The sequence below is a fragment of the Pseudomonas sp. FR229a genome (genome assembly GCF_030209115.1).
GTDB lineage: Bacteria > Pseudomonadota > Gammaproteobacteria > Pseudomonadales > Pseudomonadaceae > Aquipseudomonas > Aquipseudomonas moraviensis_A.
Window position 1 is genome coordinate 65,029 of record NZ_JARVSP010000034.1, and the last position, 13,927, is coordinate 78,955.

At 60.1% G+C, this 13,927-nt stretch carries 12 protein-coding genes; 4 read left to right on the top strand and 8 right to left on the bottom strand.

Annotated elements, in window-relative coordinates; genetic code table 11:
* Window positions 1-125 precede the first annotated feature (125 nt).
* The 4 genes from cmoB to lon all read right to left on the bottom strand — a co-directional run bounded on the left by cmoB (window position 126) and on the right by lon (window position 5,119).
* Window positions 126-1,082, bottom strand: a complete 957-nt coding sequence (gene cmoB / locus QRN33_RS24910; RefSeq protein WP_083353515.1) for a tRNA 5-methoxyuridine(34)/uridine 5-oxyacetic acid(34) synthase CmoB — start codon at window positions 1,080-1,082, stop codon at window positions 126-128.
* Window positions 1,079-1,822: a carboxy-S-adenosyl-L-methionine synthase CmoA gene (gene cmoA / locus QRN33_RS24915; RefSeq protein WP_285410733.1), complete on the bottom strand. Its 744-nt coding sequence runs from the start codon at window positions 1,820-1,822 to the stop codon at window positions 1,079-1,081. Before cmoA ends, cmoB begins: the two co-directional genes overlap by 4 nt.
* A 208-nt stretch (window positions 1,823-2,030) precedes the next feature.
* Window positions 2,031-2,423 carry a protease inhibitor I42 family protein gene (locus QRN33_RS24920; protein WP_042608314.1) on the bottom strand — a complete coding sequence of 131 codons (393 nt, stop codon included), beginning with the start codon at window positions 2,421-2,423 and terminating at the stop codon, window positions 2,031-2,033.
* Window positions 2,424-2,704: 281 nt separating this feature from the next.
* Window positions 2,705-5,119, bottom strand: coding sequence for an endopeptidase La (gene lon / locus QRN33_RS24925; RefSeq protein WP_065616646.1), 2,415 nt, complete (start codon window positions 5,117-5,119; stop codon window positions 2,705-2,707).
* Window positions 5,120-5,933: 814 nt separating this feature from the next.
* On the opposite strand from lon, the gene QRN33_RS24930 reads away from it, so the two are divergent.
* Window positions 5,934-6,122 carry a hypothetical protein gene (locus tag QRN33_RS24930; protein WP_285410735.1) on the top strand — a complete coding sequence of 63 codons (189 nt, stop codon included), beginning with the start codon at window positions 5,934-5,936 and terminating at the stop codon, window positions 6,120-6,122.
* Window positions 6,123-6,309: 187 nt separating this feature from the next.
* Here the strand turns inward: QRN33_RS24930 and QRN33_RS24935 are convergent, their stop codons facing one another.
* Window positions 6,310-8,718 carry a glucose/quinate/shikimate family membrane-bound PQQ-dependent dehydrogenase gene (locus tag QRN33_RS24935; RefSeq protein ID WP_039758465.1) on the bottom strand — a complete coding sequence of 803 codons (2,409 nt, stop codon included), beginning with the start codon at window positions 8,716-8,718 and terminating at the stop codon, window positions 6,310-6,312.
* Window positions 8,719-8,935: 217 nt separating this feature from the next.
* Window positions 8,936-10,297 (bottom strand): carbohydrate porin, encoded by a 1,362-nt coding sequence (locus QRN33_RS24940; RefSeq protein ID WP_285410736.1) that lies wholly within the window; start codon window positions 10,295-10,297, stop codon window positions 8,936-8,938.
* Between the two features lie 300 nt (window positions 10,298-10,597).
* Here QRN33_RS24940 and QRN33_RS24945 point away from each other — a divergent pair, with 300 nt between their 5' ends.
* Both QRN33_RS24945 and QRN33_RS24950 read left to right on the top strand, forming a co-directional pair.
* A complete protein-coding gene (locus QRN33_RS24945) occupies window positions 10,598-10,828 on the top strand; it encodes a VF530 family protein (protein ID WP_042608309.1) in 231 nt (76 codons plus the stop codon).
* Window position 10,829: 1 nt separating this feature from the next.
* Window positions 10,830-11,462 (top strand): Pr6Pr family membrane protein, encoded by a 633-nt coding sequence (locus tag QRN33_RS24950; protein WP_285410737.1) that lies wholly within the window; start codon window positions 10,830-10,832, stop codon window positions 11,460-11,462.
* 93 nt (window positions 11,463-11,555) lie between these two features.
* Here QRN33_RS24950 and QRN33_RS24955 read toward each other — a convergent pair whose 3' ends face one another.
* Window positions 11,556-12,341 (bottom strand): siderophore-interacting protein, encoded by a 786-nt coding sequence (locus tag QRN33_RS24955; RefSeq protein WP_285410738.1) that lies wholly within the window; start codon window positions 12,339-12,341, stop codon window positions 11,556-11,558.
* Entirely contained in the window at window positions 12,338-12,913 is a 576-nt protein-coding gene (locus QRN33_RS24960) for a PadR family transcriptional regulator (protein ID WP_285410740.1), read from the bottom strand. Before QRN33_RS24960 ends, QRN33_RS24955 begins: the two co-directional genes overlap by 4 nt.
* Window positions 12,914-13,412: 499 nt before the next feature.
* Between QRN33_RS24960 and QRN33_RS24965 the strand changes: the two genes are divergently transcribed.
* Complete coding sequence (locus tag QRN33_RS24965; RefSeq protein ID WP_042608305.1) at window positions 13,413-13,901, top strand: CS1 type fimbrial major subunit; 489 nt, start codon at window positions 13,413-13,415, stop codon at window positions 13,899-13,901.
* The last annotated feature ends 26 nt before the right edge of the window (window positions 13,902-13,927 follow it).

Genomic DNA, 13,927 nt, shown 5'->3' on the forward strand with positions numbered 1-13,927 from the left:
GAAGTCCGCCGACCTGAAACTCCGAGTCGAATGCAAATTTTGAAAAGCCCAGAGATCTGCTCCCTCTCCCTGGGGAGAGGGCTGGGGTGAGGGGTAGGCTCACCGCGATCATCAGGGAATTACGCTTACTTCTTCGCAACAATCACCGCACGCATCGGCGCCGGCAGCCCTTCGATGGTTTTGCTGTGATCCGCGGGATCAAGAAAATCGCTCAGCGACTGATACTTCATCCACTCCGTTCCGCGCTGTTCCTCGACTGTCGTGGTGCTGACATCCACACAGCGAATATCGGTGAATCCCGCGCGGCGCAGCCACAACTCCAGCGCCGGCACTGACGGCAAGAACCACACGTTGCGCATCTGCGCGTAGCGGTCTTCCGGCACCAGCACCTGATGCTTGTCGCCTTCGACCACCAAAGTCTCCAGCACCAGTTCGCCGCCCTTGACCAGGCAATCCTTCAGCGCCAGCAAATGCTCGATCGGCGAGCGGCGGTGGTAGAACACGCCCATGGAGAACACGGTGTCGAAACCTTCCAGATTCGCTGGCAAGTCTTCGAACGGGAATGGCAGGTGCCAGGCATTCGGCTCTGACAGGTAACGCTGCACCGCCTGGAACTGGCAGAAGAACAGCCAGTTCGGATCAACGCCGATTACGCTGTCGGCGCCGGCACCGAGCATGCGCCACATGTAGTAGCCGTTGCCGCAACCCACGTCGAGAATGCGTTTGCCTTTCAGATCCAGATGCGGCGCCACGCGCGACCACTTCCAGTCCGAGCGCCATTCAGTGTCGACGTGCACGCCAAACAGATCGAACGGCCCTTTGCGCCACGGCGACAGGCCCATCAGTGCGGTGCGCATCTGTGCGCGAGTGTCGTCGTCGCAATCGGTGTCGAGTGTCAGGCCGTTGAGCAAGTCGACTTCGCTCGGCTGAATCTTCGGCAAGGCATCCAGCGCACTTTGCCAGCGCTCCAGGTCGCCGTGGCCTTTTTCCATTTTCTTGTCGAGTTGACGCTGCAGGGTGTTGGCCCAGTCTGCCAGCGGAGTACCGGCCAGACGGCGGGCGAGGGGGGACAGATCAATCATGGCAAGGCAATCAACGAGGCAAAGTTAAGACACTGGAACCACGGCACGACTTTCGAGAATCCGGCGGCCAGCAGGCGTTCGCGGTGTTCTTCGAGGCTGTCGGGCTTCATGACATTTTCGATGGCGCTGCGCTTCTGGGCGATTTCCAGTTCGCTGTAGCCGTTGGCGCGTTTGAACGCGACGTGCAGATCGGTGAGCAGCGCGTGCTCTTCGGCATCATTGAAGCGCAGCTTCTCCGACAGAATCAGTGCGCCGCCGGGCAACAACGACTGATGAATGCGCGAGAGCAGCGCGGTGCGCTGATCCGGGGCGATGAATTGCAAGGTGAAGTTCAGCGCCACTACCGAGGCGGGTTGGAACTCCAGCGCGAGGATGTCGCCCTCGATTACTTCGACCGGCAGCAATTCCTGAAACATCGAGTCCTGACCATTGAGGTATTCCCGGCAACGCTCGACCATCGCCGCCGAGTTATCCACAGCGATCACCCGGCAACCGTCGGTGCGCACATGGCGGCGCAGGGCTTGAGTCACTGCGCCGAGCGAGGAACCGAGGTCGTAGAGCACGCTGTTCGGTTGAGCGAACTGCGCCGCGAGCACGCCGAGGTTCTCGACGATGGTCGGATAACCCGGCACCGAGCGCTTGATCATGTCCGGGAACACCCGCACCACGTCTTCATTGAAGGCGAAGTCAGGCACCTGGGCCAAGGGCTGGGCGAATAGGCGATCGGGTTCTTTGCTCACGGCGGTGTCCGGCGGTGTCGGTGGAAAAGGCCGGCATTTTAGCCAAAGTGAGGCGCGGATGCTTGGGTTGTCTGATAAAGCACCGAACGGGGGGTAATTCTCGCCGTCAGGTATATGGCTTTCGCGAGCAGGCTCGCTCCCACAGGGGGATCGTGGTGTCGTGTGGGAGCGAGCCTGCTCGCGAAGAAGCCAGCGCTGTATCCCGCCGTCAGTTCACGGAAATGGCGCAGTCAAAGGTTTCCACGGGCAGCACTTCTGGTGCCCAGGGTTGTTGCGAGGTCAGGCGCAAGCGCCCGGTGCCGGCCGCGAATGCCTGGAAGCGCCAGGTCGACACACCTGCAGCACCGACCACGCCGGCGTCTTCCGGGTTGCTGTAGACCTCCGGGCTGAGCGCGCGCAATACGCCGCCAGCGGAATCCTGGATTGCCCAGCGATAGCCCGTGGTCGGGTTACTCGGCAGGCTGATGATCAGGTTTTGCCCGGTCGTGAGCCGCACGGGGCATTCGCTTTGTTTTTCCACGGTCACGTTGTGTTTCGGTTGCGTGGCGCAGGCGGCCAGCAAGCAAAGGGCGAGGGGGAGAAACAGGCGGGTGGGGGACATGGGTCAGCGGCTCCGGCGGTTACGACGAACGGCGAGCATAACTGAAGATGAGGCAAAGTGTGACAGACGGGTGCCGCGTTGACCCCACTGACGCCAAGCCCTCACCCTAGCCCTCTCCCAAAGGGAGAGGGGACTGACTGAGGGATATTGGCGAAATACGCCGATATGAACGCGCATCACCGAATCCATAATCGACCCGGTCTTTCAGGTCGATGGACGACTCAAGACGCCTCGGTTGGCTCCCTCTCCTCGGGGAGAGGGCTGGGGTGAGGGGCGACCGGTTAGAACAGCACCTTCGCCACATCGGCAAACCGCTTGGCAAAGTGCACGGTAATCCCTTCCTTCAGATAATCCGGCAATTCCTCGAAGTTACCCCGGTTCGGCTCCGGCAGAATCAATTCGAAAATCTTCTGCCGGCGCGCCGCGATCACCTTCTCGCGCACGCCGCCGATCGGCAGCACATGCCCGGTCAGGGTCAATTCGCCGGTCATCGCCACGCCTTTTTTCGGCGGTTGATTGCGTGCGAGCGAAAGCAGGGCGCTGGCCATGGTCACGCCGGCACTCGGGCCGTCCTTCGGCGTCGCGCCTTCCGGCACATGCAGGTGGACGAAGGCTTCGTCGAAGAACTTCGCATCACCGCCAAACTGCTTGAGGTGCGAGCTGACGTAGCTGTAAGCGATTTCTGCCGATTCCTTCATCACATCGCCGAGTTGCCCGGTGAGCTTGAACCCACGGTTAAGCGTATGAATCCGCGTGGCTTCGATCGGCAGGGTCGCGCCGCCCATGCTGGTCCACGCCAGGCCGGTGATCACCCCGGTGCCGGACAGCACTTGTTCATTGCGGAACACCGGGTGCCCCAGTGACGCTTCGAGGTCTTTCGGGCCGAGTTTGATCACCGCTTTCGGGTCGTCGATCAGCTTCATCACCGCTTTGCGCACGAGTTTGCCCATCTGCTTTTCCAGCTGACGCACGCCGGCTTCTCGGGCGTAACCGTCGATCAGGGCTTTGAGCGCGGTGTCGCTGATGCTCAGGCTGCCTTTCGACACGCCGGCCTTTTCCAGCAGCTTCGGCCACAGGTGACGCTTGGCGATCGCGACTTTCTCTTCGGTGATGTAGCCCGACAGACGAATCACTTCCATGCGGTCGAGCAGTGGGCCGGGGATCGAGTCGAGGGTGTTGGCGGTGCACACGAAGAGGACTTTCGACAGGTCCATGCGCAGGTCGAGGTAGTGGTCGAGGAATTCGACGTTCTGCTCAGGATCGAGGGTTTCCAGCAACGCCGACGCCGGGTCGCCCTGGTAGCTCTGGCCCATCTTGTCGATCTCGTCGAGCATGATCACCGGGTTCATCACTTCGACGTCTTTCAACGCCTGCACCAACTTGCCCGGCTGTGCGCCGATGTAAGTGCGGCGGTGACCCTTGATCTCGGCTTCGTCGCGCATGCCGCCGACGCTGAAGCGGTAGAACGGCCGGCCGAGGGATTCGGCGATGGATTTGCCGACGCTGGTTTTACCCACGCCCGGCGGGCCGACCAGCAGCACGATCGAGCCGCTGATTTCACCTTTGTAGGCACCGACGGCGAGGAATTCGAGGATGCGATCCTTGATGTCGTCCAGACCCGCATGGTGCTTGTCGAGGACTTTGCGTGCGTGCTTGAGGTCGAGTTTGTCTTCGCCGTACACGCCCCACGGCACCGAAGTGGCCCAGTCCAGGTAATTGCGCGTGACCGCGTATTCCGGCGATCCGGTTTCGAGGATCGACAGTTTGTGGGTTTCTTCTTCAAGGCGTTTGTGCACCTGCGCCGGCAGGGTTTTGCCTTCGAGGCGTTGCTGGAACTGTTCGAGGTCGGCGCTGCGGTCGTCCTTGGTCAGGCCGAGTTCCTGCTGGATGACCTTGAGTTGTTCCTTGAGGAAAAACTCGCGCTGATGCTCGCCGATCTTGCGGTTAACTTCGGCTGAGATCTCTTTTTGCAGGCGCGCGACTTCGACTTCCTTGCGCAGCATCGGCAGGACTTTTTCCATGCGCTTGAGCATCGGCACGCAGTCGAGCACTTCCTGCAGCTCGGGGCCGGTGGCGGACGTCAGCGCGGCGGCGAAGTCGGTCAGCGGCGACGGGTCGTTGGGGCTGAAGCGGTTGAGGTAGTTCTTCAGCTCTTCGCTGTACAGCGGGTTGAGCGGCAGCAGTTCCTTGATCGCATTGATCAGCGCCATGCCGTAGGCCTTGACCTCATCGGTCGGCTCGGTGGGCTGGTGCGGGTATTCGACTTCGACCAGATACGGCGGGCGGTGATGCTTGAGCCAGGTCTTGATGCGCACGCGGCTCAGGCCTTGGGCGACGAATTGCAGTTTGCCGTTCTCGCGGCTGGCATGGTGGACTTTGACCAGCGTGCCGTATTCGGGGAGGGCGCCGGTGTCGAAGTGGCGCGGGTCTTCCTGGGGCGTGTCCATGAAGAACAGGGCCAGGGAGTGGTGTTCGGATTTGCTGACCAGTTCGAGGGTTTCGGCCCACGGTTCTTCGTTGACGATGACCGGCAGGACCTGGGCCGGGAAGAACGGGCGGTTGTGGATCGGGATGATGTAGACCTTGTCCGGCAGGTTTTGCCCGGGCAGCGCCAGGCCGGTGCCGGAGGAGGTGTGTTCGATGTGGTCGGTTTCGTAGTCGTCGTGGTTGTCCGGGCGATCTTGCTGGTCGGTCATGGGGCACCTGCGCAATGGGGTATGGGGTGTTAGATGGGGCAGGGGTGGGGTGGTTTCAATGGGGCGGGTGTGTTTCTGCTTGTGTTCAGGCGGCCTTGGCGGCCTTTGGGCCGGCCATGCTCTGAGGGTTTTGGGTGAATATCCGTTTCTTTGGGGGTTGCGGCTGGCGGTTTCGCCCTTACGGCGAGTCCCTTTTGGCAAACGCCCCAAAAGGAACCAAAAGGTCTTCGCCCTGACGTTCGGCCCGCTCGCTGGGGCTCGGGGTTCCTTCGCTACGGGATCGATCCTGGCGCAGCGGCTCCGGTTTGCTTCGCTGCACCTACACTCGCTGTGTCCGACTGCGTCGTACGGTCGCTACGCTCCCACGCCCGGATCAATCCCTCCACTCAGCCTGCCGACGGGCTCCAGGATCAAAAGCGGAACTCGAGCTAACGCTCATCGTGTGTAGGAGCTGCCGAAGGCTGCGATCTTTTGATTTTGATTTTTGTTTTGTGTAGGAGCGAGCCGGCTCGCGATAGCGACGTGTCATGCAGCGTAGATGTTGAATGTGCTGACGCCTTCGTGAGAAAGCTCACTCTCACAGGGTAGCTTTGGTGACTCTGAAAACAGCGTGCACGATAAGACGATGTCTCTCGAGAGTCATCTTCAATTCAACGGTTAATTCATAGATCAGAATTGTTTGCGGTTTATTTCGAACTGGTCTTGAGCTCCTGTAATTTCTGACAGTAGACATATTTGTCCGTTGCCCCGAGATTAATCAGGCGCCCTTAGGCGTCAGGATGAATGCCAATCTCCGACTTCAAGGAATCAAACCGTGAGTTATACAGATTCGAAATACAAGAATTACGTCATTCGCGAATATTCTTCTGACACGCCGGGACTGCATTTTCGGGTGATCTATGACGCGACAGATGAGAGTTTTTTGCTTGAGACCCGCAAACAGGCCGAGCAATTGATCAATGAGAGATTAGAGCGGATGAAAAGTGGTGGGAAAGCTTTTTAAGTCAACCGGGCTGACGCCCGCCTTGTGTAGGAGCTGGATCGCCAGGATAGTATCTCGCTGCGGACTGTCCATTGTGGGAGCGAGCAGGCTCACTCCTGCAGGTTTTGTGAACCGCTTTAAGATTTCATGCACAAAAAAGGCGATGTCCCTCACGGGACATCGCCTTTTCTTTACCGCTCGCTAACGCTTATTCAGACAGTTTGTACGCAATCACATAGTCACCCTGCTTGGTGCCCAGCGAGCCGTGACCGCCGGCGACGACGAGCACGTATTGCTTGCCGTCCTTGCCGGTGTACGTCATCGGTGTGGTTTGCGCGCCGGCTGGCAGGCGGCCTTCCCACAGTTGCTTGCCGTTTTTCACGTCGTAGGCGCGCAGGTACTGGTCGAGGGTGCCGCTCAGGAAGGCCACGCCACCTGCGGTGGTGAAGGTGCCGCCCAGGCTCGGTACGCCCATGCTCAGCGGGATCGGAACCGGCGAGCTGTCGCGCACGGTGCCGTTTTTGTGCATCCAGATGGTTTTGCTGGTGGTCAGGTCGACCGCTGCCACATAACCCCACGCTGGCGCCTGGCATGGCAGGCCCATTGGCGACAGCAGCGCTTCGAGGATCACGCCGTATGGCGCGCCCTTGTTAGGCTGCACGCCTTCGGTTTCGCTCTTGCGACCCGGGCCGCCGGCAACTTCTGCTGCTGGAACCAGTTTCGAACGGAACGCCATGTAGCTCGGGTTGACGAAGGCGATCTGGCGCACCGGATCGACCGAAATGCCGCCCCAGTCGAATACGCCGAAGTTGCCTGGATACACGATCGAACCTTGCAGCGACGGCGGGGTGAACGGGCCGTCATAACGCAGGGATTTGAAGTCGATCCGGCAGAGCATCTGGTCGAATGGCGTCACGCCCCACATGTCGCGCTCTTTGAGTGGTGGCGGCATGAAGTTGAGGTCGGACTTCGGTTGGGTCGGCGAGGTGTGGTCGCCTTCCACCGCGCCTTGCGGCACCGGGATTTCGTTGATCGGCACGATGGCTTTGCCGGTGCTGCGATCCAGTACGTAGATGCTGCCCTGCTTGGTCGAAGCCAATACCGCTGGCTTGACGCCGTCAGCGGTTTTGATGTCCATCACGGTGGGTTGACCACCGACGTCCATATCCCACAGGTCATGGTGGGTGAACTGGAAGTTCCAGCGCACCTTGCCGGTGGCGATATCCAGCGCAGTCAGGCCCGCGGCGTGCAGTTCCGATTCAGGTGTACGCATGCCACCGAACTGGTCCGGGGTCTGGTTGCCCATCGGCAGGTAGAGCATGCCGAGTTTTTCATCGACGGCAAACATCGACCACATGTTCGGCGAGTTGCGCGTGTAGGTCTTGCCTTCGGCGATCGGCGCGGTGTCGTCCGGGTTGCCGCTGTCCCAGTTCCACACCAGTTTGCCGGTGTGCACGTCGAACGCGCGGATCACGCCGCTAGGCTCGTCGGTGGAAACGTTGTCGGTGACGTGACCGCCAATCACCACCAGGTCCTTGGTGACCGCAGGTGGCGAAGTGGAGTAGTAACCGCCGGCGTTGAAGCCGCCGATGTTGGCAGACAGGTCGATCTGACCCTTGTCACCGAAGTCTTCGCACATTTTGCCGGTGTCGGCATTCAGGGCGATCAGACGGGTGTCAGCGGTTGGCAGGAAGATGCGGCGCGGGCAGGCGCTGGCCGGGGCCGGGCTGGCCGAACCGGTCGGGCTCTGCTCGGAAGCATAGACCGCGTCGTCGTGATAGCTCACGCCACGGCAGGTCATGTGCGCCCAGCCTTTGAAGTTGGCCGCGTTCTGCGTGCTCAGCTTCGGATCGAAACGCCAGATTTCCTTGCCGCTGTCCGGATCCAGCGCAATCACCTGGCTGTGCGGCGTGCACACGTAGAGCATGCCGTTGACTTTCAGCGGGGTATTTTCAGCGGTGGTTTCGCCCGGATCGTTCGGCCCCGGGATGTCGCCGGTGCGGTAGGTCCAGGCCGGCACCAGTTTGCTCACGTTGGCCGGGGTGATCTGCGCCAGTGGCGAGTAACGATCACCGTGGGCGCTGCGGCCGTAGGAGTTCCAGTCACCGTCGGGCATGGCCGGCGCGGTGTTGGTCATACCGTCGACGCTGTCGCGATCCAGCTGGCCTTTGATTTCCCCAGGGTTGGTGAACTGACTGGCTACAGCGGTCAGGCCGGCCAGCACCACGGCTACGCTCAGCGCGCCGGTGCCCATCGGGGCAGGGCCGTTGAGCAGCAGCGGGCGGCGGAACCACGGCAGCAACATCACCAGGCCGAGGGCGAACAGCATTGCCAGACGCGGCACCAGTTGCCACCAGTCCAGGCCAACTTCCCACAGCGCCCACACGGTGCTGGCGAACAGCACGATGGCGTACAGGCCCAGCGCCGCACGACGGCGCATCAGCAGCAGGATGCCGGTCAATGCGATGCCGATACCGGCCAGCAGATAGTAAAGCGAGCCGCCGAGCATGCTCAGCTTGACTCCCCCGGCCAGCATGGCCAGGCCCATCAGTAGAAGCAGAATGCCGAGCAGGCCCGGTAGCAGACGGCCCCGACTCGAAGCACTTTCGGTGCTCATAGTGTGATTCTCCGTGACGTTTATGTAGTCCCGCGCTGTAGTCACTTTAGATGACGATTTGGCGCAGGCATGGTTCAGATAAAAACTTATCCAGCTAATCAATTGCTTCTGTAGGAGTGAGCCTGCTCGCGATAGCGGTGTTACAGGCGACATCTCCAGTGACTGAAACAGCGCTATCGCGAGCAGGCTCACTCCTACATTGGATTTGTGCAGATCTTTAGAACGACGACTGGATCTTGATCCCGCCGATCAGGGCGTCGTCGACGTCGTTCACGCCACCGGGGTGGCGGATGTATTGCAGGTTCGGGCGCACGGTCAGCCAGTTGGTGACGTGCACGCCGTAATACAACTCGGCGCTGTACTCGGTGTCCTGCGGTGGCAGAAAACCTGGGTTGTCGTAGTCGTAGATGGCGTTGGCGCGGTTAGTCATTTCGGCGTTCTTGCGATAGGCCGGGTTGACGTGGACGCGAGCCAGGGCGAAACCGATGTCGTCTTTGGCGCGGGCGTCGAATGGACCCTTGTAGGTCAGGCCGGCCTGCACGTAGTTGTCGATGGCATTGGTTTTCTTGTCGTGCATCGTCGCGTTGGCGAACAGACTCAAACCACGGCTGTTGTCGCTGGCGACACTGGTGACTTGCTGTTGCAGGCCGAGCCACACGCCGTGCTTGCTCGACGCGCTGCGGTAGGCTTCGCCGCTCAGCGCTGCCGGCTGGTCATTGCGATCTTTATAGACATCCGAGGCCTTGGTGTTGCTGTAGTAATAACCGGCGCGATATTCGCCCGGCAGGCCGTTGAGCTTCGGCGTCCACACCAGTTCGACCGGCAGGATCGCACCCTGGGTGCCGCTGCCGCTGAGTTTGAAGCCGTTGCCGCGATCGAGGTTCGACGGGTTCTGCTCGTAAGCGCCGACCTGCGCGTACAGCTCCGGCGTCAGGTGATATTTGACCCGCAGCGCCCATTGGCTGACCGGCCAGTTGTACCAGATGCCACCGACCCAGTTGCCGACCTGGGAGCCGCAGAACGCCAGATTCTGGAAGTCGCAGGGGAAACTGTTGAAATCTTCGCCCTCGCCGAACCGGCCGACCTTGAAGTCGAGCTTCTGATCGAAAAACTTCTGCTGGTACCACATCTGCGTCAGGCGCGTGGTCTGGCCACGGCCCCAGACTTCCTGGGCCGAGGTGAAGCCGCCGACGCGCGGGTCGTTGATGCGGTCATTGCTGATGTTGTTGCCGCTGCGCTTGGTGATGGTCAACTGAAATTCGGCATCGTCCCAGCCGAGGATTTTCTGCAGATCCAGATGGGTGCCGAGGCCGAACTGGTCGCTGTAGCGCGCGGTGCGATCGTGGTCGTAGCCACCGTGCAGGTTGCTGCCCATTTCGCCGGTGTAATCGAGTTTGAACGCGTAGCCTTTTTCCGCGAGTGCTGTGCGTGTGCCGTTCCAGTCACCGAGCATGTACGGTGATTCACTGTCGAAGGCCGGGTTTGCCAAGGTGCAGGTGGCAAAACCAAGAGCGGTGCAGCCGCCAAGGGTGCGCAGAATGGAGATAGCGCTATCTCGGGAAAAGGAAAAATCAGCCATGAATAAGTCTTTTTTTGATGTTTTTCGGGTGCAGGCCGAACGCTTCAGATTGTCGCAGGCAGTGAAGCGTTTCAGCGGAAGGGCGGCAGGATAATGATCTGTAACAAATTGAGAAAGGGCTTTTGCAGACATGCAGCGTTTCGGATTCGGTAACAGTGCGGCAAACGGGCGCATTGTGAGTCGGGTCACAGCCTGCGATCTTTCCGGGTTGGCCTACATTTGCAGGAAGGCCTTCCACCCGCCCAGCCCCTCGGCTAAGGTGCGCGGCTTTACGCATTCCACTTTGCCCAAAGGCCCGGCATGAACGAACAGACTCCCGATCCGCTGCATGGCGTGACCCTCGAACAGATCCTCAATGCACTGGTCGCTCACTACGAGTGGTCGGGGCTGGCGGAGCGGATCGACATCCGTTGCTTCAAGAGCGATCCGAGCATCAAGTCGAGCCTGACCTTCCTGCGTAAAACCCCTTGGGCGCGGGAGAAGGTCGAGCGCCTGTACGTGAAACTGATGCGCACCAAGCGACCGCTCTGAGATGGACAGCGCGAGGCGGCGACGCCTGATCTTCTGCCTGGCCGTACTGGGCTGGGCTGGATTGACGATTCAGCTGTACCTGATCTTCTTCGCAAGATTGAGCGTCGGCGCCAGCCTGCTGGGCGGGCTGGTGAGTTTCTTCAGCTATTTCACCATATTGACCAACACCCTGGTGGCGACGGTGCTGACCTGCGCCGTGAGCGAACGTGAATCCGCGGCGCGCCGCTGGTTTCTGCAACCGTGGGTCAGCAGTGGCATCGCGGTAAGTATTGCCGTGGTCGGTCTGGCCTACAGCATTCTGTTGCGGCATTTGTGGCACCCCGAGGGCTGGCAGTTCATCGCTGATGAATTGCTCCATGACGTCATGCCACTGCTGTTTCTCGGCTATTGGTGGTGCTGCGTACCCAAAGGGACGTTGCGCCTGTGGCACTTGCCGCTATGGCTGATCTATCCGCTGGTGTATTTCATCTACGCCTTGCTGCGCGGGCATCTGCTCGGCGCCTATGCGTATCCGTTCATTGATGTGGCGGTGCTGGGTTATCCACAGGTGCTGGCGAATGCCGGGGGGATACTGGTGGGGTTTGTGCTGGTGGGGTTGCTAGTGATTGGTTTGGATCGCCGCCGTTCAATGTAGGAGTGAGCCTGCTCGCGATCGCGGTGTGTCAGTCACCTGAGATATTGACTGTCAGACCGCTATCGCGAGCAGGCTCACTCCTACAGGGGAGCATTACTCCTCTTCCGAGCCTTCCGCGCGCCAGTAGCCGACAGCCTTGATGAACTGTTCATCCAGCCCATGCTCATCGATCAGCACCCGGCGAATCTGCCGTGAGACCTTGGTCTCCGTCGCTACCCATGCATACAGATTGCCCTTGGGCACCTGCAGTTGTCTGACCGTGGTCAGCAGGTTGTCCTTGCCACCTTCGCGCAGTACCCAGATCACATTGAACTGCGCCGCGCTTTCGAGCATTTGCTGTTCGGCGCCGTTTTCCACTTCGATCACCACCAGCGCCTTGCGATTGGCCGCGAGGTTTTCGAGGCGGCGGGCGATGGCGGGGAGGGCGGTTTCGTCGCCGATCAGCAGGTAGCTGTCGAAGATGTCCGGCACGATCATCGAGCCGCGCGGCCCGCCGATGTGCAGGAACTGCCCGGGTTGTGCCTGCTCGGCCCAGGTCGAGGCAGGGCCGTCGCCGTGCAGGACGAAATCGATGTCCAGCTCCATTTTTTCCAGATCGTAGCGGCGCGGCGTGTAGTCGCGCATCTCGGGCATGGGGCCGTTGTCCTTGCCGGCGCCGAGCTGCAGGGTCTCCAGCGCCGCGGCTTGTTCGGCGTTCTGCGGGAACAGCAATTTGACGTGATCGTCCGTGCCCAGGCTGATGAACCCGGCCAGCTCCGGCCCGCCGAGGGTGATGCGGCGCATGCGCGGGGTCAGCTCGGTGACGCGTAAAACTTCAAGTTTGCGCCGTTTGATCTCATGCATTACGCGGTGGATGGTTTGAGTATCGACTGCGGTCATTCGGCTTTCTCCGGGGCAGGTTGAACGGCAGGGCCGTCAACGATGGCTTTGGCGGTGTCATTGAGCAGGTCGCGCACGCGCAGGATTTCCTCGGCGCTCCAGCGGCCATGGTGCAACTGCAGGGCATGACGCAGGTTGTGCACGGCTTCGTGGATTTCCGGCGGTCGGTCATGGCCGCGCAGCGAGCGCTTGCTGACGTCGATGCGCATGCGAACGCCGTCGAGCGCCACCGCTTGTTCACTCAAAGACAGACGACCGGCGTCGGTCACGCTGTAACGCTTTTTGCCGGCCTCGGCATCGCCGACGATCAGGTCGCTCTCTTCCAGAAACGTCAGGGTCGGGTAGATCACCCCGGGGCTGGGGCTGTAGGCGCCGTCGAACATGCCTTCGATCTGGCGGATCAGGTCGTAGCCATGGCACGACTGTTCGGCGATCAACGCCAACAGCAGCAACTTCAAATCACCGGGGGCAAAAACACGCGGGCCACGGCCACCGCGTTCGCGACCGGGGCGCTTCTCGAAGCCGTCGCGGCCATCACCGTGTTCGCGGTGGGGGGAATGATGGTCTCTCATTTTTCGCTTTCTCTCTCGTCGTATTTAGATACAACTTAAGATATATCTTAAGGTCCGTGCAAGCCGTTTCTGGCTCCGGATTGGCCTGGCCGGACGAGTGGTCGCAGCTTCAAAAACGCCGATGAATGTTTTTCGACGTGGAAGATAAGCCGTGACCGAGAAGTTAAAGTTAACGCTCTAGTTGCACTTGAGTATATATTCTAATTCCTCGAAAGTTACCGAGTTAAAGCGCCCAAGTTGCTGTATGGTTTTTCCCGATAAACTGTGTGTAGGGCGTAACTTACAGCGAATATCGCAAGTATCTGTTTTTTGTTCTTTTTTCTGGCGGGGTGCGGGGTTGTTTAACTACGCGTTTGTCGGAAGTTGCCTGCTTACATTCCAGAGTCAACAGCCGATGATGCCCACCGTTGAAAGTTCAAGTTGATCCGGCAGTTGCTGGGGCAAGGGTTTATGAACTTTCGATGACAACCCCTTATATACAGCAAACAGGTACTGAACGATGCTCAAGAAATTCGCAATCGCTGCCCCACTGGCTCTTCTGGCAATGACCTCCACCGCCTTCGCCGCGGGCGAAGCCTCGCACTCCATCAGCCTCGTCGCTCACGTGCCAACCAACGGCTTCTACGTGGTGCCGACCGATCCTGATCTGGTCAACAAGGACCAGGACATGAGCTACCAGCCGACCACCGGCAAGATGGCCGAAGTTAACGGTTTCTTCGACGTGCGCAACAACAACGGTTCGGTTCACGCCAGCCTGGAAAGCTTGCCGAAACTGGTCGCGGGCAGCACTTCGATCGAACTGCAAGTGATGCTCAACAACAAGGAACTGACCCTGACGCCACAACTGGTCGTTGGTGAAGCCGAGTCCGATGTCAACTATCGCGCACCGCTGAAAATCTCCGCCAAGGGCAGCAACTTCGAGCCGGGTGACTACACCGGTTCCGTGGCAATGATCTTCGACGCCGTGCCACCGGTTGGCGGCAACTGATCGACTGACCGGATTCAAAACGCTCG

Bases quoted from the DNA above. Each gene is read 5' to 3' on its own strand.
- QRN33_RS24920 (WP_042608314.1), bottom strand. From the start codon at position 2,423: ATGTCCCCCACCCGCCTGTTTCTCCCCCTCGCCCTTTGCTTGCTGGCC.
- QRN33_RS24965 (WP_042608305.1), top strand. From the start codon at position 13,413: ATGCTCAAGAAATTCGCAATCGCTGCCCCACTGGCTCTTCTGGCAATG.
- QRN33_RS24960 (WP_285410740.1), bottom strand. From the start codon at position 12,913: ATGAGAGACCATCATTCCCCCCACCGCGAACACGGTGATGGCCGCGAC.
- QRN33_RS24940 (WP_285410736.1), bottom strand. From the start codon at position 10,297: ATGGCTGATTTTTCCTTTTCCCGAGATAGCGCTATCTCCATTCTGCGC.
- QRN33_RS24935 (WP_039758465.1), bottom strand. From the start codon at position 8,718: ATGAGCACCGAAAGTGCTTCGAGTCGGGGCCGTCTGCTACCGGGCCTG.
- lon (WP_065616646.1), bottom strand. From the start codon at position 5,119: ATGACCGACCAGCAAGATCGCCCGGACAACCACGACGACTACGAAACC.
- QRN33_RS24950 (WP_285410737.1), top strand. From the start codon at position 10,830: ATGGACAGCGCGAGGCGGCGACGCCTGATCTTCTGCCTGGCCGTACTG.
- QRN33_RS24945 (WP_042608309.1), top strand. From the start codon at position 10,598: ATGAACGAACAGACTCCCGATCCGCTGCATGGCGTGACCCTCGAACAG.
- cmoB (WP_083353515.1), bottom strand. From the start codon at position 1,082: ATGATTGATCTGTCCCCCCTCGCCCGCCGTCTGGCCGGTACTCCGCTG.
- QRN33_RS24955 (WP_285410738.1), bottom strand. From the start codon at position 12,341: ATGACCGCAGTCGATACTCAAACCATCCACCGCGTAATGCATGAGATC.